This is a genomic window from Actinosynnema sp. NPDC050801 (genome assembly GCF_040673975.1).
In the GTDB taxonomy this organism is placed as follows: Bacteria; Actinomycetota; Actinomycetes; order Mycobacteriales; family Pseudonocardiaceae; genus Actinosynnema.
In genome coordinates, this window is record NZ_JBFAQZ010000007.1 from 302,467 (window position 1) to 321,793 (window position 19,327).

The 19,327-nt window shown below is 72.3% G+C and carries 21 protein-coding genes; 10 read left to right on the forward strand and 11 right to left on the reverse strand.

Translation table 11 applies throughout. The features are described from left to right. Positions 1–77: 77 nt before the first annotated feature. From AB0K14_RS18745 to AB0K14_RS18760, 4 genes are all read left to right on the forward strand, one after another. Positions 78–854 (forward strand): cytochrome c biogenesis CcdA family protein, encoded by a 777-nt coding sequence (locus AB0K14_RS18745; RefSeq protein ID WP_360452690.1) that lies wholly within the window; start codon positions 78–80, stop codon positions 852–854. Between the two features lie 50 nt (positions 855–904). Beyond that, on the forward strand, positions 905–2,470 hold the full coding sequence (locus tag AB0K14_RS18750) for a cytochrome c biogenesis protein ResB (protein ID WP_360452860.1): 1,566 nt from the start codon (positions 905–907) through the stop codon (positions 2,468–2,470). Next, positions 2,470–3,417: a c-type cytochrome biogenesis protein CcsB gene (gene ccsB / locus AB0K14_RS18755; RefSeq protein WP_360452692.1), complete on the forward strand. Its 948-nt coding sequence runs from the start codon at positions 2,470–2,472 to the stop codon at positions 3,415–3,417. The genes AB0K14_RS18750 and ccsB overlap by 1 nt, the downstream gene beginning before the upstream one ends. A gap of 155 nt (positions 3,418–3,572) precedes the next feature. Then, positions 3,573–5,147: an AAA family ATPase gene (locus AB0K14_RS18760; RefSeq protein ID WP_360452694.1), complete on the forward strand. Its 1,575-nt coding sequence runs from the start codon at positions 3,573–3,575 to the stop codon at positions 5,145–5,147. A 165-nt stretch (positions 5,148–5,312) separates the two neighbouring features. On the opposite strand, the gene AB0K14_RS18765 is transcribed toward AB0K14_RS18760, so the two are convergent. Together AB0K14_RS18765 and AB0K14_RS18770 are read right to left on the reverse strand one after the other, a co-directional pair. After that, a complete protein-coding gene (locus AB0K14_RS18765; RefSeq protein ID WP_360452696.1) occupies positions 5,313–5,492 on the reverse strand; it encodes a hypothetical protein in 180 nt (59 codons plus the stop codon). A gap of 52 nt (positions 5,493–5,544) precedes the next feature. Beyond that, positions 5,545–5,802 carry a BldC family transcriptional regulator gene (locus AB0K14_RS18770; RefSeq protein WP_360452698.1) on the reverse strand — a complete coding sequence of 86 codons (258 nt, stop codon included), beginning with the start codon at positions 5,800–5,802 and terminating at the stop codon, positions 5,545–5,547. A 110-nt stretch (positions 5,803–5,912) separates the two neighbouring features. Between AB0K14_RS18770 and AB0K14_RS18775 the strand changes: the two genes are divergently transcribed. After that, positions 5,913–6,377: an Lrp/AsnC family transcriptional regulator gene (locus AB0K14_RS18775; RefSeq protein ID WP_360452700.1), complete on the forward strand. Its 465-nt coding sequence runs from the start codon at positions 5,913–5,915 to the stop codon at positions 6,375–6,377. A gap of 28 nt (positions 6,378–6,405) precedes the next feature. After that, a complete protein-coding gene (locus tag AB0K14_RS18780) occupies positions 6,406–6,663 on the forward strand; it encodes a DUF4229 domain-containing protein (protein ID WP_360452702.1) in 258 nt (85 codons plus the stop codon). A 10-nt stretch (positions 6,664–6,673) separates the two neighbouring features. Here AB0K14_RS18780 and AB0K14_RS18785 read toward each other — a convergent pair whose 3' ends face one another. From AB0K14_RS18785 to AB0K14_RS18795, 3 genes are all read right to left on the reverse strand, one after another. Then, positions 6,674–6,973 carry a hypothetical protein gene (locus tag AB0K14_RS18785; protein WP_360452704.1) on the reverse strand — a complete coding sequence of 100 codons (300 nt, stop codon included), beginning with the start codon at positions 6,971–6,973 and terminating at the stop codon, positions 6,674–6,676. Further along, complete coding sequence (locus tag AB0K14_RS18790; RefSeq protein ID WP_360452706.1) at positions 6,970–7,305, reverse strand: PadR family transcriptional regulator; 336 nt, start codon at positions 7,303–7,305, stop codon at positions 6,970–6,972. The genes AB0K14_RS18785 and AB0K14_RS18790 overlap by 4 nt, the downstream gene beginning before the upstream one ends. Positions 7,306–7,443: 138 nt before the next feature. Beyond that, the gene (locus AB0K14_RS18795) at positions 7,444–8,436 is read right to left on the reverse strand and encodes an ADP-ribosylglycohydrolase family protein (protein ID WP_360452708.1); all 993 of its coding nucleotides are present in this window, start codon (positions 8,434–8,436) and stop codon (positions 7,444–7,446) included. 68 nt (positions 8,437–8,504) lie between these two features. Between AB0K14_RS18795 and AB0K14_RS18800 the strand changes: the two genes are divergently transcribed. Next, complete coding sequence (locus AB0K14_RS18800; protein WP_360452710.1) at positions 8,505–9,554, forward strand: PLP-dependent cysteine synthase family protein; 1,050 nt, start codon at positions 8,505–8,507, stop codon at positions 9,552–9,554. A gap of 71 nt (positions 9,555–9,625) precedes the next feature. Beyond that, a complete protein-coding gene (locus AB0K14_RS18805; protein WP_360452711.1) occupies positions 9,626–10,027 on the forward strand; it encodes a hypothetical protein in 402 nt (133 codons plus the stop codon). Between the two features lie 83 nt (positions 10,028–10,110). Here AB0K14_RS18805 and AB0K14_RS18810 read toward each other — a convergent pair whose 3' ends face one another. From AB0K14_RS18810 to AB0K14_RS18825, 4 genes are all read right to left on the reverse strand, one after another. Continuing rightward, the gene (locus AB0K14_RS18810) at positions 10,111–10,983 is read right to left on the reverse strand and encodes a 1,4-dihydroxy-2-naphthoate polyprenyltransferase (protein ID WP_360452713.1); all 873 of its coding nucleotides are present in this window, start codon (positions 10,981–10,983) and stop codon (positions 10,111–10,113) included. Between the two features lie 54 nt (positions 10,984–11,037). Beyond that, a complete protein-coding gene (locus AB0K14_RS18815; RefSeq protein ID WP_360452715.1) occupies positions 11,038–12,234 on the reverse strand; it encodes a hypothetical protein in 1,197 nt (398 codons plus the stop codon). A 128-nt stretch (positions 12,235–12,362) separates the two neighbouring features. Then, positions 12,363–13,427 carry an o-succinylbenzoate--CoA ligase gene (menE, locus tag AB0K14_RS18820; RefSeq protein ID WP_360452717.1) on the reverse strand — a complete coding sequence of 355 codons (1,065 nt, stop codon included), beginning with the start codon at positions 13,425–13,427 and terminating at the stop codon, positions 12,363–12,365. 6 nt (positions 13,428–13,433) lie between these two features. Further along, positions 13,434–14,345, reverse strand: a complete 912-nt coding sequence (locus AB0K14_RS18825) for a 1,4-dihydroxy-2-naphthoyl-CoA synthase (protein ID WP_360452719.1) — start codon at positions 14,343–14,345, stop codon at positions 13,434–13,436. A gap of 95 nt (positions 14,346–14,440) precedes the next feature. On the opposite strand from AB0K14_RS18825, the gene menD reads away from it, so the two are divergent. Both menD and AB0K14_RS18835 read left to right on the forward strand, forming a co-directional pair. Beyond that, positions 14,441–16,063: a 2-succinyl-5-enolpyruvyl-6-hydroxy-3-cyclohexene-1-carboxylic-acid synthase gene (menD, locus tag AB0K14_RS18830; RefSeq protein WP_360452721.1), complete on the forward strand. Its 1,623-nt coding sequence runs from the start codon at positions 14,441–14,443 to the stop codon at positions 16,061–16,063. A gap of 56 nt (positions 16,064–16,119) precedes the next feature. Further along, on the forward strand, positions 16,120–17,616 hold the full coding sequence (locus tag AB0K14_RS18835; protein WP_360452723.1) for a M1 family metallopeptidase: 1,497 nt from the start codon (positions 16,120–16,122) through the stop codon (positions 17,614–17,616). A 45-nt stretch (positions 17,617–17,661) separates the two neighbouring features. On the opposite strand, the gene AB0K14_RS18840 is transcribed toward AB0K14_RS18835, so the two are convergent. Both AB0K14_RS18840 and AB0K14_RS18845 read right to left on the reverse strand, forming a co-directional pair. Then, positions 17,662–18,753, reverse strand: coding sequence for a CU044_5270 family protein (locus tag AB0K14_RS18840; protein ID WP_360452725.1), 1,092 nt, complete (start codon positions 18,751–18,753; stop codon positions 17,662–17,664). Then, positions 18,746–19,300 (reverse strand): sigma-70 family RNA polymerase sigma factor, encoded by a 555-nt coding sequence (locus tag AB0K14_RS18845; RefSeq protein ID WP_360452727.1) that lies wholly within the window; start codon positions 19,298–19,300, stop codon positions 18,746–18,748. Before AB0K14_RS18845 ends, AB0K14_RS18840 begins: the two co-directional genes overlap by 8 nt. Between the last annotated feature and the right edge of the window lie 27 nt (positions 19,301–19,327).

Here is a 19,327-nt window from a genome sequence, read left to right on the forward strand (position 1 = left end):
CCTCCCGGCCTGTGACGTGGGTCGCCCATAAGGGACGCCGGTGCAAGCCGTCAAGGGCAACTACTTACGCTGAACCCGTGAACCCGACCGATCTGGCCACCTCCGGCCCGATCCTGCTCGCGACCGCGGTGGCGGTGCTGGCCGGTGTGATCTCGTTCGCGTCGCCGTGCGTCGTCCCGCTGGTCCCCGGCTACCTGGCGTACCTCGCGGGCCTGGTCGGCGCCGAAGCACCGGCGATCCAGGGCGACGAGGCGAGGAAGACCGGCCGCTGGCGGGTCGCGGGCGCCGCGCTGCTGTTCGTGCTCGGCTTCACGATCGTGTTCGCGTTGATGTCGTTCGTGGTGCTCGGGCTGACCGACCTGTTCCTGATCCAGGGCGACCTGCTCCAGCGCGTCGGCGGCGTCATCACGATCGCCATGGGCCTGGTGTTCATCGGCCTCGTCCCCGCCCTCCAGCGCGACGTCCGCCTGCACCGCACGCCCCGGGCCGGCCTGGTCGGCGCACCGCTGCTGGGCGGCGTGTTCGCGCTCGGCTGGACGCCGTGCCTCGGCCCGACGCTCACCGGCGTGATGGCGCTGGCCCGCAGCACCGAGGTCGGTCCGGTCTCCGTGCGCGGCGCGGTCCTCGTCCTGGCCTACTGCCTCGGCCTCGGCCTGCCCTTCATCCTCATCGCGGTCGGCGCGCGCTGGGCGGTCCGCACGACCGGCTGGCTGCGCTCGCACGTCCGCCAGGTGCAGGTCTTCGGCGGCGTGCTGCTGATCGCCGTCGGCGTCGCCCTGGTCACGGGCCTGTGGGGCGAATTCGTCGGCTGGCTGCGCGACGCCGTCATCAACGACCTAGAACTGCCGTTGTAGTGCGCACCCTCCTCGCCTTCCTGCGCAACACGTGGCGCGGCCTGACCGCCATGCGCACCGCGTTGACCCTGCTGTTCCTGCTCGCCCTCGGCGCGATGCCGGGCGCGCTGCTGCCGCAGCGCTCGCTGAACTCCCTGAAGGTCGACGAGTACATCGCCGAGCACGGCTGGTGGGGTCGGTTCCTGGACCAGGCGCAGTTCTTCGACGTCTACGCCAGCTTCTGGTTCTCCGCGGTCTACGTGCTGCTGTTCGTGTCGCTGGTCGGCTGCCTGATGCCGCGCACGTGGGAGTACTTCAAGCAGATGCGGGCCAAGCCGGTGCTGACACCGCGCAACCTGGCCCGGATGCCGCACCACGCGTCGACCGACACGGCCGCGACCCCGCAGGCCGTCATCGAGCACGCGGAACGCCGGCTCAAGGGCTGGCGCGCGGTGTCCCGCGAGGAGCCCGACGGCGTCCGCACGATCAGCGCCGAGCGCGGCTTCCTGCGCGAGACCGGCAACCTGGTGTTCCACTTCTCCCTGCTCGGCCTGCTGATCGCGTTCGCGCTGGGCAAGATGTTCGGCTACGAGGGCCAGGTCATCGTGCAGTCGGGCGGCGGCCAGTTCTGCAACTCGGGCGTCTACAACTACGACACGTTCCGCCCCGGCCTGCGGGTGGACGGCACGCGGCTCAACCAGTTCTGCGTGCGGGTCGACGACTTCGAGGCCACGTACCTGCACAACGGCCAGGCCGAGAGCTTCCACGCGGCCATCCAGTACCAGTCCGGCGCGGACCTGGAGACCGGCACCTGGCGGCCGTACCCGCTGGAGGTCAACAGCCCGCTGCGCACCGCCGGCGACCGCCTCTACCTGCTCGGCCACGGCTACACGCCGCTGTTCACTGTCACCTTCCCCAACGGCGAGACCCGCACCGGCACCACCCAGTGGCGGCCGGTCGACCAGGTCACGCTGGCGTCCGAGGGCGCGACGAAGTTCGACCCGCCGAACGTGCCCGACGCCGAGCAGCGCCGCAAGAGCCAGCTCGCCATCACCGGCCTGCTCGCGCCGACCGCCGCCTTCCGGGGCGAGCTGCTCGACTCCGCGTTCCCCGCCGCGAACGACCCGGCGGTCGCGATCGACGTCTACCGCGGCGACCTCGGCACCGACTCCGGTCGCGGCCAGTCCATCTTCTCGATCGACCAGAAGATGGTGCAGGACGGGAAGCTGAACAAGGTCGCCCGGCAGAACCTCCGGCAGGGCGAGCAGTTGACCCTCGACGACGGCACCGTGATCCGCTTCGACGGCGTCCGCGACTGGGTGTCGTTGCAGGTGTCGCACGACCCGACGCAGGTGTGGGTGCTGGTGTTCTCGGTGCTGGTCATCCTGGGTCTGGCCGTCTCGCTGAGCATCAAGCGGCGTCGCGTCTGGGTGCGGGCGACGCCGCGGGAGGACGGGCGTACGGTGGTCGAGGTCGGCGGTCTCGCGCGCACCGATCAAGCGGGTTACGGCGAGGAGTTCTCGGTCCTCGTCCGTGACCTGGGCGCCGTTCGTGACCCGGGTGCGGTCCGTGACCCGGACATCTCCCGCGTCCCGGACATCTCCCGCGACCCGCTCGCCGACAAGGAGGACAGCTGATGCCGGTCAACGCGACCCTGGCGACCTACAGCGACTGGACCTACGGCGCGGCCGTGGCGATCTACTTCTTCGCCGCCGTGCTGTACCTGTGCGAGGCGGCGTTCGCGCGGCCCGCGAAGGCCAGGGAACGTGAACTGGCCGGCGCGGTCGCGGCCGGCGGCACGCAGGCCGACGGCACGTGGGCGCCGGGCCGGGTCACCAGGCCGGAGCGGTCGCGCGTCGAGCGCCTCGGCCGGATGGGCGTGGCGCTCACCGTCCTCGGCGTGGTGCTGCAGGCGGCTTCGCTGGTGCTGCGCGGGTTCGCGACCGAACGCGCGCCGTGGGGCAACATGTACGAGTACGGCTCGTTGCTGACGCTCGCCGCCGTGGTGACCTGGCTGGTGCTGTCCAGGATGTTCCCGGTGCGCAGGCTCGGCGGGTTCGTGCTCGTGCCGATCGTGATCCTGATGTTCCTCGGCGGCACCGTGCTCTACGCCGACGCCGCGCCCGTGCAGCCCGCGTTGCAGTCGTACTGGCTCGTGGTGCACGTGTCGGTGATCTCGGTGTCCAGCGGCGTGCTGCTGGTGCCCGGTGTGGCCAGCGTGCTGTACCTGCTGAAGTCCTCGGGCCGCGCCCGGTTCGGCAAGCTGCCCGACGCCGACGTGCTGGACCGGCTCGCCTACCGCAGCACGGTGTTCGCGTTCCCGCTGTTCACCATCGGCATCATCTGCGGCGCGATCTGGGCCGAGGCGGCGTGGGGCCGGTTCTGGGGCTGGGACCCCAAGGAGACCGTCGCGTTCGTCTCGTGGGTCGTCTACGCGGCGTACCTGCACGCGCGTGCGACGGCGGGGTGGCGCGGCAGGCCCGCCGCGTGGATCAACTCGGTCGGCTTCGCGATGACCGTGTTCAACCTGTTCTTCATCAACCTCGTAACGACTGGGTTGCACTCGTACGCCGGAGTCGGCTGATCCCGTAGACCACGGGGTAGCGCGGTGTTCGCCGGCCGTTTTGGGGCACTCGGGTGAGCGCACACCCAGTGTCGTGGAACCACTGGTCGCCGACTACCGTCGGACGCGTGGGGTCGGGGAGGTCTCGATCCGCTTCGCTCAGGGAGGACCCCGCGGTGACCGGTCGCTACGAGAATCCTGAGCCGTCGTGGCCGCAGCAGGGCGGCGCGGAAGGGCAGCAGCCCAACCCGAACCAGTCCGGCGGCCACCAGGTCGAGCCGGGATCCGGAGCCCACTACGTCGACCCCCAGACCGTCTACCTCGACCCGTCGGCGTCCGGCCCGGTGGCTGGCCCGCCGTCGGGCGGCTTCCCGGCGCAGTCGGGTCCGTACCCGGTGGCCGGTCAGCAGTCCGGTCCCCACCCGGCCCAGGGTCAGCAGTCCGGTCCGTACCAGGTCCAGGGCCAGCAGTCGGGTCCGTACCAGGTCTCCGGCGGGCAGTCGGGCCAGTATCAGGTCTCGGGTGGTCAGTCCGGTCAGTACCAGGTCTCGGGTGGTCAGTCGGGCCAGTATCAGGTCTCGGGTGGTCAGTCCGGTCAGTACCAGGTCTCGGGTGGTCAGTCGGGCCAGTACCAGGTCTCCGGCGGGCAGTCCGGCCAGTACCAGGTCTCCGGCGGTCAGTCGGGGCAGTACCAGGTCTCGGGCGGTCAGTCCGGCCCGTACCCGGCGCCCGGCCAGTCGGGACCGCACCAGTACCAGGGCGGGTTCCCCAACAACTTCCCGCAGAGCGTCCAGCCGCAACCGCCGCACCAGCCGCAGCCCCCGCGGCCCGCCAACGCCAGCGACGTGTCCTCGCAGCAGCTGATCAAGCGCGCGAAGCGCCGCCCGCAGTCCGGCTGGCGCAAGACCCTGCACTCGGTCACCGGCGGTCTGGTCAACCTCGGCGAGAGCCCGGCCGACATCCGCAGGCGTGAGCTGATCGGTCGGATCAACCAGCCGCTGCGCGGTTGCTACAAGATCGCGATGCTGAGCCTCAAGGGCGGCGTCGGCAAGACCACGACGACCACCACGCTCGGCTCGACGTTCTCCTCGCTGCGCGGCGACCGGGTCATCGCGGTGGACGCCAACCCCGACCGCGGCACGCTGGCGCTGAAGGTGCCCAGGGAGACCACGGCGACCGTGCGGCACCTGCTGCGCGACGCCTCGAAGATCACCCGGTACAGCGATGTGCGCGCGTACACCTCGCAGTCGCCGAGCCGCCTCGAAGTGCTGGCGTCCGAGCAGGACCCGGCCGTGTCGGAGGCGTTCAGCGACCAGGACTACCTGCGCACGATGGCGTTGCTGGAGCTGTTCTACAACATCGTGCTCACCGACTGCGGCACCGGTTTGATGCACTCGGCCATGAAGGGCGTGCTCGACCAAGCCGACTCGCTGGTGCTGGTCTCGTCCGGCTCGGTCGACGGCGCGCAGACCTCGGCGGCGACGCTGGACTGGCTGGACGCCCACGGCTACCGCGACTTGGTCGCGAAGTCCGTCGCGGTGATCAACTCGGTGCGGCCGGGCTCGGGCAAGGTCGACCTGGACAAGCTGGCCGAGCACTTCGCCAGGCGCTGCCGCGCCGTGGTGCGGATCCCGTTCGACACGCACCTGGAAGAGGGCGCGGAGATCGAGCTGGACAAGCTCGCCCCGGACACCCGGTTGGCCCTGCTGGAACTCGCCGCCACGGTGGCCGACGACTTCCCGAACAACTAGCCGTACCGGCCGCGCCCCGTTCGACGCACTACCGGTCGACCGGGGCGGCGCCGGATCGGTTCGCGCCGGATCGGTTGGCGCAGGATCGGTTGGCGCGGGGTCGGTCGGCGCCTGGTCGGTCGGCACCCTGACGAGGGGGCCTCGGTGCGAGGCCCCTCCGCGGTGTCACTCTTCGTCGTCCGGCTTCTTCCTGGGCTGCTCACCGAGCTTGCGCAGGAAGTCCGGGTCGTCGTCCGGCGCCACGAAACGACGGCTGGGGGCGGTATCGACCCGGTCCGGTCCGAACGCACGCCACAGCAGCACGGCGATGGTGAGTGCACCGATCACCGCGAGCAGGTAGAGCATGGTCGCCACCTCCTTTGCCACGAGATTACTCGCGTCCGGGAGGTGCCCGTCGTCAGTGCCGGACCGGCTCGGTCGCCTCCGTGGTCAGCTGGGACAACAGCTGCTGCACCTCGGACTCGCGGAACCTGCGGTGACCACCCGGCGTGCGGATCGAGCCGATCCGGCCCGCGGTGGCCCAGCGGGTGACCGTCTTCGGGTCGACCCGGAACAGGTTCGCGACCTCACCCGGCGTCAGCAGGCGTTCCCCCTGGTGTCCCTGCGTCACGGTCACGGCATCCTCCCCGATGGCGAACAGACGTTCCGGACGCATCGTGGCACCCCACCCATCGGGTACTCGAACGCTTGGGTGATGGTAAAGAGGTAGTAAGGGACGAAGCGTGCGGTTCGGACATCGAGGCCGGTGGGCCTACGCTGTGACCGGTGGACGCTCTTGATCGCCAGATCATCGCCGCCCTGCGGGAGAACGGCCGGGCCACCTACGCCGACCTGGGCCGCAAGGTGGGCCTGTCGGCCTCCGCGGTGCACGAGCGGGTCGGCAAGCTGGAAGCCACCGGCGTCATCGTCGGCTACCACGCCGTGGTCGACCCGAGTGCCGTCGGCCTGGGGGTGACCGCGCTGGTCAGCATCCACCCGACCGACACCGCGGACGACGACGAGCTGGCCCTGTCGCTGGCCGAGCTGGTCGAGGTCGAGTCGTGCTACCGGGTGGCGGGCGACGAGTCGTTCATCGTGAAGGTGCGGGTCGCCACCGTGGACGACCTGGAGCGCTCGCTCGGCCGGTTGCGGCGCATCCAGGGCGTCGCGCGCACGCGCACCACGGTCGTGCTGTCCACCCGCTTCGAGGGCCGCCCGAACACCGCGGCGGCCGGCTCCGCGACGGACTGACCCGGCGGGGGGCGTAACCTGGTCGACCGTGCACCTGAGTCGTGATGTGACGCTGTACGTCGGCGCGCGCCTGGGCATGGTCGCCGCGGTCACCGCGCTGCTCGTGCTGGTCAACGTGCCGCTGCTGGTCGCCCTCGCGGTGGGCGTGGTGGTGGCGCTGCCGCTGTCGCTGTTCGTGTTCAGCGGTCTGCGCACGCGCGTCGCGCAGGGGCTGGAGGAGAAGCAGGCCGCGCGCCGCGCCGAACGCGAGAAGCTGCGCGCCCAGCTGCGCGGCGACGCCTCCTGACCCACCGGCCCTAGACGACCAGCAGGATCGCCCCGCCGAGGTTGGCCAGCACCATCACGGCCAGCACCGCGCCGATGTTCGTGCTCTCGCGCAGCCGCAGGGCCAGCGTCAGCGGGCCGACGGGCAGCAGCACCGGCCGGTGTTCGCGCCGCGCGATGCGGACGGCGCCGAACGCCACGCCCAGCGGGCTCAAACCCAGTTCTCGTGCGCCGTCCACGTCGGCCCGCCACTGCTCCAGGTAACGGTCCCTTTGCCCGCGGGGCAGCAGCACGGCGGCCGCTCGGACCACGGCCAGGGCGAGTCGGGTCATCGGGCGACCTCCGGTCGGGTGACGGGCACGGGCCTGGCCCTGGTCCGGTCACCGGCTCGGCCGGCGGCCTTCGCGCACACCTTGACCGCCTCCTGGGCGCCTCCCGGCGTGAGCACGTACATGCGGCGGCGCGGGCCGCGGCGTTCGCTGTCGTCGTCCCAGGACGACGTTGCCCACCCGGCCCGTTCCAGGCGGTCGAGCAGCGGGTAGACGCTGCCGGACGGGCGTCCGGTCAGCTTGATGATCTCCAGGCCCCAGCGCGGCTGGTCGCTCGCGAGCAGCACTTCCAGCACGTCGACCGTGGCCCGTCCGATGCGTCCGAGTGGCTCCACACCGCAAGGCTACCTATGTAGATTAAGCGTGTCCAACGCGTGCCCGCCGGGATACCGCGCCGCTCGGACCGGGCCGCTCGGACCGGGCCGCTCGGACCGGGCCGCTCGGACCGGGCCGCTCGGACCGTGGCGCCCGCGTCACCGGCCGAACGCGGCCTGCGCCCGGTCCACCAGGCTCTCCACCACGTCCCGCAGCTCCAGCGACTCCAGCCAGTGCCCGGGGATCGCCTCGACGCCGTCACGCGCGCCGAGGAGGTTCCCGCACAGCGCGCCCGTCGAGTCGCTGTCGCCGGAGTGGTTGACCGCGAGCAGCAACCCGTCCGCCAGGTCGCGCGCCGCCAACGCGGTCAGCACCGCGATCGCCAACGCCTCCTCGCCGACCCAGCCGCCGCCCAACGCGGTCTCGATCACCTCGGGCGTCGGCCGCACACCGCCCACGCCCAGCTCCACCGCGAGGTCCAGCAGGGCCAGCTGCTCCTCGTGGCCGTCCCACCCGACCAGCTCGGCCCGCGCCACCTCGATCGCGGGCAGCAGCGGCACGCCCGCCAGCACCTGCTGCACCAGCACCGCCAGCACGCCCGCCGACAGGTAGCCGCTGGGGTGGCCGTGGGTCAGCGCGCCGGTGGCGGCGGCCAGGTCGAACACCTCGTGCACATCGTCGGACCACAACGCCACCGGTGCCGCACGCATCACCGCGCCGCAGCCCTTGGAGTCGTTGATCGGGGTGTCCACCGTGCCCAGCACGCCCGAGCGCAGCGCGGTCAGGCACGTGTTGCCGGGTGCGCGGCGCTCGTGCAGCTCCGGCACGTCCAGCAGCCACCCGTCCGGTCTGACCTCCGGCCCGCCCTGCGTGCGCAGCCACCGCGCGTACGCCACCCGCACCTCGTGCACCGGGTCGCTGCCGCGTTGGCGGGCCAGCACCAGGCCCTCCAGCGTGAACAGGGTCATCTGGGTGTCGTCGGTGATCGCGCCGAGCCTGCCGTAGGCGGGCGCGTAGTCGGTGAGACCCGAGGGGCCGAAGCGGCCCCGGATGCGGTCGATCCGGTCGAACTCGATCGAACCGCCGAGCGCGTCGCCGACGGCACCGGCGAGGAGGCTGGCGCGCAGGGAGCCGCTCAGAAGTGAGTTCACGTCGCAGAAGTTATCGTGCCGGCGTGACCACTTCGGTAGACCGATGTAGCTCCCGGACCCGGGAGTGGGTGTGCGAGGCCGTCCGCATCATCGAAGCGGACGCCAACCGCAGCGCCGACACGCACCTGCTGACCTTCCCGCTCCCCCCGGAGTGGGGCATCGACCTGTACCTGAAGGACGAGTCGACCCACCCCACCGGCTCGCTCAAGCACCGGCTGGCGCGTTCGCTGTTCCTGTACGCGATCTGCAACGGCTGGGTCGTCGGCGGCACGCCCGTGATCGAGGCGTCGTCCGGGTCGACGGCGGTGTCCGAGGCGTACTTCGCGCGGTTGCTCGGGCTGCCGTTCATCGCCGTGATGCCCCGCTCGACCAGCCAGGAGAAGGTGGCGCTGATCGAGCGCCAGGGCGGGCAGTGCCACTTCGTGGACGAGCCGGGCGCGATCTACGACGAGTCCCGGCGGCTCGCGGCGGAACTGGGCGGTCACTTCATGGACCAGTTCACGCACGCCGAGCGGGCCACCGACTGGCGTGGCAACAACAACATCGCCGAGTCGGTGTTCCAGCAGATGGCGCTGGAGGCCAAGCCGGAGCCGGAGTGGGTCGTGGTCGGCGCGGGCACCGGCGGCACGAGCGCCACCATCGGCCGGTTCATCCACTACCGCAGGCTGCGCACCCGGTTGGCCGTGGTGGACCCGGAGCACTCGGTGTTCTTCGACGCCTGGCGGGACCGGGACGCGTCGCTGGTCGGGACGCGCGGCTCGCGGATCGAGGGCATCGGCAGGCCGCGGGTGGAGCCGTCGTTCATCGGGGACGTCATCGACCGGATGATCAAGGTGCCGGACGCGGCGTCGCTGGCGACGATCCGCCACGTCGAGGACGTCCTGGGGCGGCGCGTGGGCGGGTCGACCGGCACGAACCTGTGGGGCGCGTTCCAGCTGATCGCGGAGATGCGGGCGTCGCGATTGCGCGGCAGCGTCGTGACGTTGCTGTGCGACGGCGGCGAGCGGTACGCGCGCACGTACTACGACGACGGGTGGGTGGCCGCGCAGGGGATGGACCTGGAGCCGCACCTGGCCACGTTGACGCGGTTCCGCGCCACCGGTACGTGGGCCGGGTGAATCCTGCTTTCATGGGAACGCGCGGCGCGTCCCGTGCGTCGCAGCGGGATCGGCGTCGGAAGGGGTTTGCGGTGGGCGCGTGGCGGACGGCGGAGGTGCTCACGGCCGAGGACGTGCTGGCCCGGACGGTCGCCGATGCCGACAAGGCGATGCGTGAGGCGGCGAAGCTGCGGTACCCGCAGCGCGAACCCTCCGCCGACGACCTGCGGCGCGTGATGCAGTACGCGAAGTCGAACGCCGCGTCACCGGAACTGCGGGCGTTGCAGCGCCGGATCGCGGGCGGTTACCTGAGCTGGCGGCAGGTGCTCATGGGTGAGGCCGCGCAGGACCGGGGCGTGAAGGCGGCGCTGGAGGCCGACCGCGAAGCCCTGGCCGCGCTGTGCCGCGGCGAGGAGCCCCGCGTCGTCGAACCCCCGAAGCCGGAGCCGCGCGACGACGACGAGCCGGTGACGTTCACCGAGGACGCCTGGTAGGTCGTCGGCCGGGGTGGGGAACGCGCACTCGGCCTCGTCGCTCGCCCCCACCGGCGTCACCGCGGTCCGATGCCGATCGTTGATCAGCCGAGCACCAGCGCGGCCGGTACGGCGATGCCCCACACCAGCATGGCCAGGCCCGTGTCCCGCAGCACGGGGATGAGGTCGCGGCCCTTGCTGCCGGTCACCACCCGCCGGGCGCCGAGGACCGCCAGGGGCAGGGCCAGGAAGCCGATCAGGGCCAGTGGCACGCGCAGGCCGATCGCCAACGTGATCACGAACGGGATGGCGACGAGCGCCAGGTACAACCGGCGGGAGTCGCGGTCGCCCAGGGTGGACGCCAGCGTGCGCTTGCCCGCCTGGACGTCCGTCGGGATGTCGCGCAGGCTGTTCGCGATCATCACGCCGGTCGAGAACGAGCCCATCGCGACCGCACCACCGATGCCGATGCCGGTGACCTCCCCGGTCAGCACGTACAGCGTGCCCAGCACCGCCGCCGGCCCGAAGAACACGAACACGGCCAGCTCGCCCAGGCCCGAGTACCCGTACGGCTTGCGGCCGCCGGTGTAGAACCACGCCGCCGCGATGCACACCGCGCCGAACGCGACCATCCAGTACCGCCCCGACAGCACCACCAGCGCCAAGCCCGCCAGCGCGGCCACGCCCAACGCCGCGAACGCCGCCGCGCGCACCGCCTTCGGGTCGGCCGCACCCGAGCCGACCAGCCGGAACGGGCCGACGCGGTGCGCGTCGGTGCCCCGGATGCCGTCGGAGTAGTCGTTGGCGTAGTTCACGCCCACCTGCAACGCCACCGACACCACGAGGGCGAGCACCGCCCACACCAGGGTGAAGCCGTCGATGTGGTGCGCGGCACCCGCGCCGACCAGCACCGGCGCGATCGAGTTCGGCAGCGTGCGGGGGCGGGTCCCCGATACCCACTGGGCGACTGTGGCCATGCCGGACATCCTCCGACATGGTGAACGGGGACCCGCTCCCGGGTGGCCGCGTGATCAGCAGGCAGTGGCGCCCGACACGCCGGCCACGTACGCGCGGGCGATGAACTTGCCCGCCGCGATCCGGAACCAGATGTTCGACGTGCCCTGCGAGCCCGTCACCGACTGGCCGGTGACCTGGCACTCGACCCGCACCTGCGCGTAGTTCGCGGCCAGGCCGACCTGCGCGGCCGTGGACGTCGCGCCGCCGCGCACGTTGAGCGGGTCGCCCGCGGTCCGGACGAACCCGGCCGGGCCGGAACCGGTCCACTGGTAGGTGACGGTGACCCAGGCGTTGTCGGTCAGCTTCAGGCCGTCCCAGAACGTGCCGTCGGCCAGGTCGATGCCCGCCGGGTTGGCCACGGTGCGGCCGAACTGGTCCTTCCCGCCGTTGTACCCGTCCTGGTAGGCGGCCTGGGCCTCGGGCTTGCCCTGCGGCAGGTCCTTCCACATCTCCCGGGTCGCCGCCGGGTTCCAGTAGTCGTCCTTGGTGTTCCACGGGCCGACGTCCCAGACCGGCGCCCACTCGCAGCGGCCGTTGGACGCGCACACCCGGACGCTGTAGGTGCCGGTCGCCTTGGCGGACAGCCCGCGCCGCGACGGCAGGGCGGCGAAGTGGTCCCGGCTGACGATCACGTGCCCGTTCGCGGTCGTGCCGCCGACCAGGCCCTCGCGGGTCGCGTAGACCCGGTAGGACAGGCCCGCGGCCTCCGCGACGACACCGGAACCCTCGGGCGCGGTGAACGCCCGGAGGTCGACCTGGCTCACCTCGGGCGACGCCTTCTCGGCCGTGAGCGCCAGCCGGACCTGCACGGTGGTGACCGCGGTCGGCAGCACGGCCGGCGCGTCGGGGCGCGCCTCGACCCACTCGGTCCACTGCTCGTCGCCGAGCGCGCCGCGCACGTCCACCGCGACCTCCGCGCCCGCCGGGACGGTGCTGCGCACGGCCGCGGAGACGGCGTTGACGGGGGTGTCGAACGTACGCGGGTCGAGTTGCAGGAACCCGGTGCGGATGGCCGCCCGCGCACTGGCGGGCGTCGGTGCGGCGCGGTCCAGCCGCACCGTCCCGTCGTGCGTGGTGACGCCGTTGCCGTCGGCGTCCACGGTGGACAGGTCCGCTCGCCACCGCGCCTCACCCGCGGCGGCGGCCGGTGCGGCCAACCCTGCGGTCAGCACGGTGGCAAGGGCGAGCGGTACCAGGTAGCGCCTGTTCATCGCAGCACTCCTCGTCCGGGCGCGCGGTGCGGAGGTGACCGCGGCAGGGCCGCGCGTCTCGGCGCTGCCGAGCCAATCGCCTGGCGTGGTTAGCTGTCAACCAACAACACGGCTAGCTAGGCAGAAACTCACCCAAACGAGCTAGCGACCGCTCTCCTGTCGACCTTGCCGGGCCCGCGCAACGGCAGTTCCGGCACGAAGACGACCCGCTTCGGCATGGCGAACCGCCCCACCACCTCGCCGACCGCCGCGCACAGCTCGTCCGCGTCGGGCGGGTCACCCGGATCTTCCGGCACCACGGCCGCGGCCACCACTTGACCCCACTCGGGGTCGGCCAGCCCCACGACGCACGCCTCCCGCACGCCCGCCTGTGCCGCCAGCGCGCGTTCGACCCTGGCGGGCACGACGTTCTCCCCGCCGCTGATGATCACGTCGTCGGCCCGGCCCAGCACCTCCAGCGTGCCGTCGGCGCGGACGCGCCCCAGGTCACCGGTGCGGAACCACTCGCCGAACCGCTCGCCGCCCTGGTAGCCCAGCGCCAGCACCGGGCCGCCGACCTCGATCCGGCCGTCGGCCAGTCGCACCCGCACACCGTCCAGCGGCATCCCGTCGTAGACGCAGCCGCCGGAGGTCTCGCTCATGCCGTAGGTGGTGACCACCCGGACGCCGAGCTCCCGCGACCGTTCGAGCAGGGCCGGCGGGGTGGCCGCGCCGCCGATCAGCACGGCGTCGAACTGCCGCACCGCGGCCAGCCCCGGGCCGTCCGCGGCGACCAGGCGGGCCAACTGGGTCGGCACGAGGGCGGTGTAGTGGCGGCCGGGACCGGCCAGGACCGGACGGGCCGCGGCGGCGAAGCCGGAGGCGCGGAAACCGGTGGCGAGGTCCATCACCTCCGGCTCGGTGCCCGCCACGACCGACCGGACGAGCACCTGGATGCCCGCGATGTGCGTGGTCGGCAGGGCGAGCAGCCACGTGCCGGGCCCGCCGAGGCGGGCGTGGGTCAGCTCGGCGGACGTGGTGAGCGCGTCCGCGCCGAGCAGCACGGTCTTCGGCTCACCCGTGGAGCCCGAGGTCCCGACCGCGAGCACGGCCTCGGTCTCCCAGCCGCGCAACGGCGCCGAGTCGCCGGGCTGGGCCACCAGCAGGCCGCCCGGAGCAGCCAGCGCGTCGCGGAGTCGATCGAAGGTGATCATCGCGGGTCAGTAGTGGTAGGGGTAGTCGGACCAGTCCGGCGGGCGCTTCTCCAGGAAGGCGTCCCGACCCTCCACCGCCTCGTCGGTCATGTACGCCAGGCGCGTGGCCTCGCCCGCGAAGATCTGCTGCCCGACCAGGCCGTCGTCGATCAGGTTGAAGGAGTACTTCAGCATCCGCTGGGCCGTCGGCGACTTGCCGTTGACCTCCTTCGCCCACTCCAGCGCCGTCGACTCCAGCTCGGCGTGCGGCACGACCGCGTTCACCGCGCCCATCCGGTGCATGTCCTCGGCGGTGTAGGCCCGGCCGAGGAAGAAGATCTCGCGGGCGAACTTCTGGCCGACCTGCCTGGCCAGGTACGCCGAGCCGTAGCCGCCGTCGAAGCTGCCGACGTCGGCGTCGGTCTGCTTGAACCTGGCGTGCTCGGCGCTGGCCAGCGTGAGGTCGCACACCACGTGCAGGCTGTGCCCGCCGCCGGCCGCCCAGCCGGGGACGACCGCGATGACGACCTTCGGCATGAACCGGATCAGGCGCTGGCACTCCAGGATGTGCAGCCTGCCCGCCCTGGCCGGGTCGATCGTCTCGGCGGTCTCGCCCGACGCGTACTGGTAGCCGCTGCGGCCGCGGATGCGCTGGTCGCCGCCCGAGCAGAACGCCCAGCCGCCGTCACGCGGCGACGGGCCGTTGCCGGTGAGCAGCACGCACCCGACGTCCGAGCTCATCCGGGCGTGGTCCAGCGCGCGGTACAGCTCGTCGACGGTGTGCGGCCGGAACGCGTTGCGCACCTCGGGCCGGTGGAACGCGATGCGCACCGTGCCCTGGTCGACCGCCCGGTGGTAGGTGATGTCGGTGAAGTCGAACCCCTCGACCTGCTTCCAGCGGGTGGGGTCGAACAGCTCGGAAACGTCCTGGTCTGCCACGGCAGGGACAATATGCCCGCACCGCGGCTGAGACCGGCCCCGGTCCGGCTCAGCGCCGGGAATCACCTGGTCGCGCGCTGAGCGACAATGTCGGGGTGAACCCGTCCACCGCCCAGGCCACGGTGCTCGTCGACGAGCTGATCCGCAACGACGTCCGGCACGTCGTGCTGAGCCCCGGGTCGCGCAACGCGCCGCTGTCGTTCGCCCTGCACGAGGCCGCCGCGGCCGGGCGCATCACGCTGCACGTCCGCGTGGACGAGCGCACCGCCGGCTTCCTCGCCCTGGGCCTGGCCAAGGGCGGCGCCGAGGTCACCGCCGTCACCTGCACGTCCGGCACCGCCGTGGCGAACCTGCACCCCGCGATGCTGGAGGCCAGGCACGCGGGCGTGCCGCTGGTCGCCGTCACCGCCGACCGCCCGGTCGAGCTCTACCGCACCGGCGCCAGCCAGACCGTGGACCAGCACCGCGTCTTCGGCGTCGACACCCTCCAGTTCCCCGTCGCCGAGCGCCGGGAGAGCCAGAACGGACTGTGGCGCTCCCTGGTGTGCCGCGCCGTCGCCACCGCGCGCGACCAGGGCCCGGTGCACGTCAACGTCCCGTTCCGGGAGCCCTTGGTGCCCGACGGGATCGACGACTGGCCGGAGAGCCTCGACGGCCGTCCGTTCGACATGCCGTGGACGCGCACGGCTCGCCGCACCACCACCTCCCTGCACCCGGCCGACCACCTCGGCCCGCGCACCCTGGTGCTCGTCGGCGACACCGAGCACGACCTGTCCGACCTGGCCGAACGCGCCGGTTGGCCGGTGATCGCCGAACCGACCGGGCACGGCCTGCGCCACGGCACGCTCGTGCTCAACGCGGGCGAGCTCCCCGACCACCTCAAGCCCGACGCCGTGGTCGTGGTCGGCCGCGCAACCCTCTCCCGGGGCGTGCAGAAGCTGATCGCCCGCACCCCGGTCGTGCACGTGCTGTCCGACGAGCTCGACTGGCCGGACCCGCAGTTCGCCGCCACGCACACGTCCACCGACCTGGTCCTGGGCGAGCACGAGGTCGACGACGACTGGCTCACCGCCTGGCAGCACGCGGACAAGGCGGTCGCCGACGTGGTGGACGACCTGCTGGCCAAGCAGCCCTGGCCGACCGGCCTGCACGTGGCCCGAGACCTGGTCGCGGCGCTGCCCGGCGGCGCCAACCTGTTCCTCGGCTCGTCCAACCCGGTCCGCGACGTCGACCTCGTCGCCGAGCCGCGCCTGGACGTGCGCACCTTCGCCAACCGGGGCGTGGCCGGCATCGACGGCAGCGTGTCCACCGCCGCGGGCATCGCGCTCACCCGCGGCCCGACCTACGCCCTGATCGGCGACCTGACGTTCCTGCACGACGCCAACGGGATGCTCATCGGCCCCGGCGAGCCGCGCCCCGACCTGACGGTCGTCGTCCTCAACGACGACGGCGGCGGCATCTTCGCGTTGCTGGAGCAGGGCGCCAAGGAGCACCAGCGGACCTTCGAGCGGGTGTTCGGCACGCCGCACGGCGTCGACCTGGCGGCCTTGTGCGCGGCGCACCACGTGCCGCACACCGAGGTGCGCACACCGGACCAATTGAGACGGGCGCTCGACCGGCCGAGCGGAATCCGGGTGGTGGAAATCCGGGCGCAACGCCACGAATTGCGTGATCTGCACGCACGCTTGAAGGCGGCGGTGTCAACCGCATTCCAATAGTGGGAATCCTACCGACGGGGGTACAGCGCGCCGGGAGCCGCGACTAGCTTCTCGGCATGTCCCTGAGAGCGAAGCTGACCCTCGGTACCGCCGCCGCGGCGTCCCTGCTCCTGCTCGCCGGCACGGCGACGGCGGACCAGCCAGGAGCACCGGGCATCGGCGACCCCTACTACCCGAATGCGGGTAACGGCGGGTACGACGTTTCCCATTACGACATCAGGCTCAACTACCAGCCGGCGAACGACAACCTTTCCGGCACCACGACGATCCTGGCCAAAACCACTCAGGACCTGAGTCGGTTCAACCTCGACTTCCTGCTCAAGGTCAGCTCGGTCCGGGTCAACAACAAGGTCGCCCAGTTCACGCAGTCCGGCGGCGAACTCGTGGTCGACCCGCGCGGCACGTTGCGCAAGGGCTCGGACGTGACGGTCGTGGTCACCTATTCCGACGCGCCCTCCACCCACGCGGTGGACGGCTACACGTCGTGGAAGCGGACCCCGGACGGCGCGCTCGCGATCGACCAACCCGACATCGCGCCGTGGTGGTTCCCGAGCAACAACCACCCGACCGACAAGGCCAGGTTCGACGTGTCGGTGGCCGTGCCCAGCGGCGTCGAGGTCATCTCCAACGGCCTGTTCAACGGCACCACCCAGCAGATCAACGGCTGGACCAGGTGGCGTTACCGCAGCCTGCAGCCGCAGGCCACGTACCTGGCGTTCATCGCCATCGGCCAGTTCGAGATCCGCCAGTCGACCGCGCCGAACGGCCAGCCGGTGCTCAACGCCTACTCGGAGCGGCTGGGCGCGGACTACGGCGCGTCGGTGGCGAGCATCGAGCGCACGCCCGAGGTGACCGAGTTCCTGGAGTCGCAGTTCGGCACCTACCCGTTCGAGGCGCAGGGCGGCGTGGTGACGCCGGGCATCGGCTTCGCGCTGGAGAACCAGACCCGCTCGACCTACGACACCGCGTTCTTCCGCCGCGGCTCGAACACCTACGTGGTGGCGCACGAGGTCGCGCACCAGTGGTTCGGCGACTCGGTGTCGGTGCAGGGGTGGAAGGACATCTGGCTGAACGAGGGCTTCGCCAGCTACGCCGAGTGGCTGTGGTCGGAGCACGTCGGCGAGGGCACGGTCCAGGAGAACTCGGACTTCGTCTACGCGTCCTACCCGGACGACAGCCCGTTCTGGCAGGTGCTGCCCGGTGACCCGGGGGCCTCGAACCAGTTCCACGGCGCCGTGTACGACCGGGGCGCGCTGACCGTGCACGCGTTGCGCGGCGAGATCGGCGACGAGGCGTTCTTCCGGCTGCTGAAGGAGTGGCCCGCCGCCAAGCGCAACGGCAACGCCACGACCGACGAGTTCATCGCGTTCGCCGAGCGGCTGTCCGGCAAGCAGCTCGACGAGCTGTTCCAGACCTGGCTGTTCACGCCGGGCAAGCCGGCCGCCGCACCGGGCGCGGGCGACTTCTCGGCGCGTGCCGCCGCGGTGAGCGAGCCGAAGTCGTTCAAGAAGATCCAGGAGACGCGCGAGCTGCTCGCGGGTCACCAGCACTGAACGAGCGGGAGGGCCGCCCCCGCGGTGGGGGCGGCCCTTCGCGCGTCAGCCGGTCCGGCCGATGCCGTCGACCACCTTGGTGGTGATGGCGCTGAGGCTCGTCACGGTGCCCGGCTCGATGTAGGCCTCGTGGGGCTGCGGGCCGGTGACGGTGCGCTCGCCGATGAAGTCGCCGGTGGCCGGGTCCACGATCAGCTCGCGCCGCTCGTGCACGTCCTCGATGGTGACCGCGACGCCGACGCGGCCGTCGAGGTTGGCCTTGCCGTCGGTCACCGTGACGCCGTCGAGCAGCGCGAGGGCCCGGTAGAGCGAGGCGCGCAGGTCGGCCGGCACGAGCCCGGTGCGCAGCAGCTGCACGGCCCAGTGGAACACCGTGCCCGACGGGCCGCTGCGGTTGGCGGTGAGGTCGCGCAACCACCCGAGCAGGGCCTGCGGGTCACGCGGCAGCGGCGCGTAGAAGTCCGGGTTGTCCCAGTCCTCCGGGTCGCCGCACACCTTCTGCGGCTGCGACCGGGGGAAGAAGTCGCCGCACCTGCCGCGACGTTCGCCCTTCGCGGTCTCGTCCGGCTCGGGCACCGGCGCCTCGGACTGCGGCACGGTGCCGCCGAGCCACTTCGCCCCCTCCAACGGGGTGCGCCGGTTCAGCCACTCCTGGGTCACGTCGTGCGGGATCCACGTCTCGGTGCGGGACTCGACCAGGTAGGTGTAGCCGGAGGCGACCGCGTCGGGCCGGTCGGCGGGTGGCGCCGTCCCCACGCCGCGCGAGTTCCACTCGTGCGCCGCGACGTAGCGGTACTGGCCGGGTGCGAGCGGCTGGTCGACGGCGGTGATTGCGTCGGCGGCCCGCGTCAGGTAATCCCGCGCCGACAGCAGCTCGACGCTCGGCGGCGCGTCGGAGGACGTGCCGGCCTCGGGTGGCTGCTGCCCGGTCCGGTTGTCGAGCACGACCACGCCGGTGACCAGGGCCGCCGCTGCGGCGACCGCGACGGGTGCGAGCCACCGGGCGCGGCTGCGGCGCTTGGGGGTCACCGAGTCCGCGGCGGCGGTCAGCACGCGGGTGCGCACGGCGTCGAGCGGGACGTCGGCGGTGCGGACGTCGTGGTGCAGGCGGTCGAGTGCGTCGTCGAGTTCACGCATCGCGGTTCTCCTCGGTGAGCAGGGCCTGGAGCCGGGTGCGGACCCGGTGCAGCCGGGAGCGGACGGTGCCGGCGGGCTCGCCGAGCGCGGCGGCGACCTCGGTCGGGCTCAGCCCGGCCCACGACGTGAGCAGGAGCGCGTCCCGGTCCTCGTCGCGCAGGCCGGCCAGGGCGCGGGCGAGCACCTCGGTGCGGCGCTGGGCGTCCACCCGGTCGGCGACCGCGCCGCCGTGGTCGGGTTCGGGGCGGCCGACCAGCCGCAGCCGCGCGCGGTGCCCCCTGGTCTCGCGGCGGATGTGCTCGCGCACGAGGTTCGTGGCGATCCCGTAGAGCCAGCCCTTCACCGGCGCGCGGTCCGGGTCGTAGCTGTGCCGCCGCTTCAACGCCACCAGGAACGTCTCGGCGACCAGGTCGTCGGCCGCGGCGTCGCCGACCCGGCCGGCCAGGTAACCGCGCAGCCGCCGCGCGTGCGCGTCGAACAGCTCGGCGAACGCGGCCGTGACGTCCGGCCCGCGCAGGTCGGGTGGTTTGTCCAGTGCTGTGGTCACGTACCGGTTGGCCGAAGTGCCCCCTGG

Excerpts from the sequence above, each read along its gene's own strand:
- menE (WP_360452717.1), bottom strand. The coding sequence starts at position 13,427 with ATGATCACCTTCGATCGACTCCGCGACGCGCTGGCTGCTCCGGGCGGC.
- AB0K14_RS18810 (WP_360452713.1), bottom strand. The coding sequence starts at position 10,983 with ATGGCCACAGTCGCCCAGTGGGTATCGGGGACCCGCCCCCGCACGCTG.
- AB0K14_RS18840 (WP_360452725.1), bottom strand. The coding sequence starts at position 18,753 with ATGCGTGAACTCGACGACGCACTCGACCGCCTGCACCACGACGTCCGC.
- AB0K14_RS18785 (WP_360452704.1), bottom strand. The coding sequence starts at position 6,973 with ATGACCCGACTCGCCCTGGCCGTGGTCCGAGCGGCCGCCGTGCTGCTG.
- AB0K14_RS18770 (WP_360452698.1), bottom strand. The coding sequence starts at position 5,802 with ATGCGTCCGGAACGTCTGTTCGCCATCGGGGAGGATGCCGTGACCGTG.
- ccsB (WP_360452692.1), top strand. The coding sequence starts at position 2,470 with ATGCCGGTCAACGCGACCCTGGCGACCTACAGCGACTGGACCTACGGC.
- AB0K14_RS18835 (WP_360452723.1), top strand. The coding sequence starts at position 16,120 with ATGTCCCTGAGAGCGAAGCTGACCCTCGGTACCGCCGCCGCGGCGTCC.
- AB0K14_RS18750 (WP_360452860.1), top strand. The coding sequence starts at position 905 with ATGCGCACCGCGTTGACCCTGCTGTTCCTGCTCGCCCTCGGCGCGATG.
- AB0K14_RS18815 (WP_360452715.1), bottom strand. The coding sequence starts at position 12,234 with ATGAACAGGCGCTACCTGGTACCGCTCGCCCTTGCCACCGTGCTGACC.
- AB0K14_RS18765 (WP_360452696.1), bottom strand. The coding sequence starts at position 5,492 with ATGCTCTACCTGCTCGCGGTGATCGGTGCACTCACCATCGCCGTGCTG.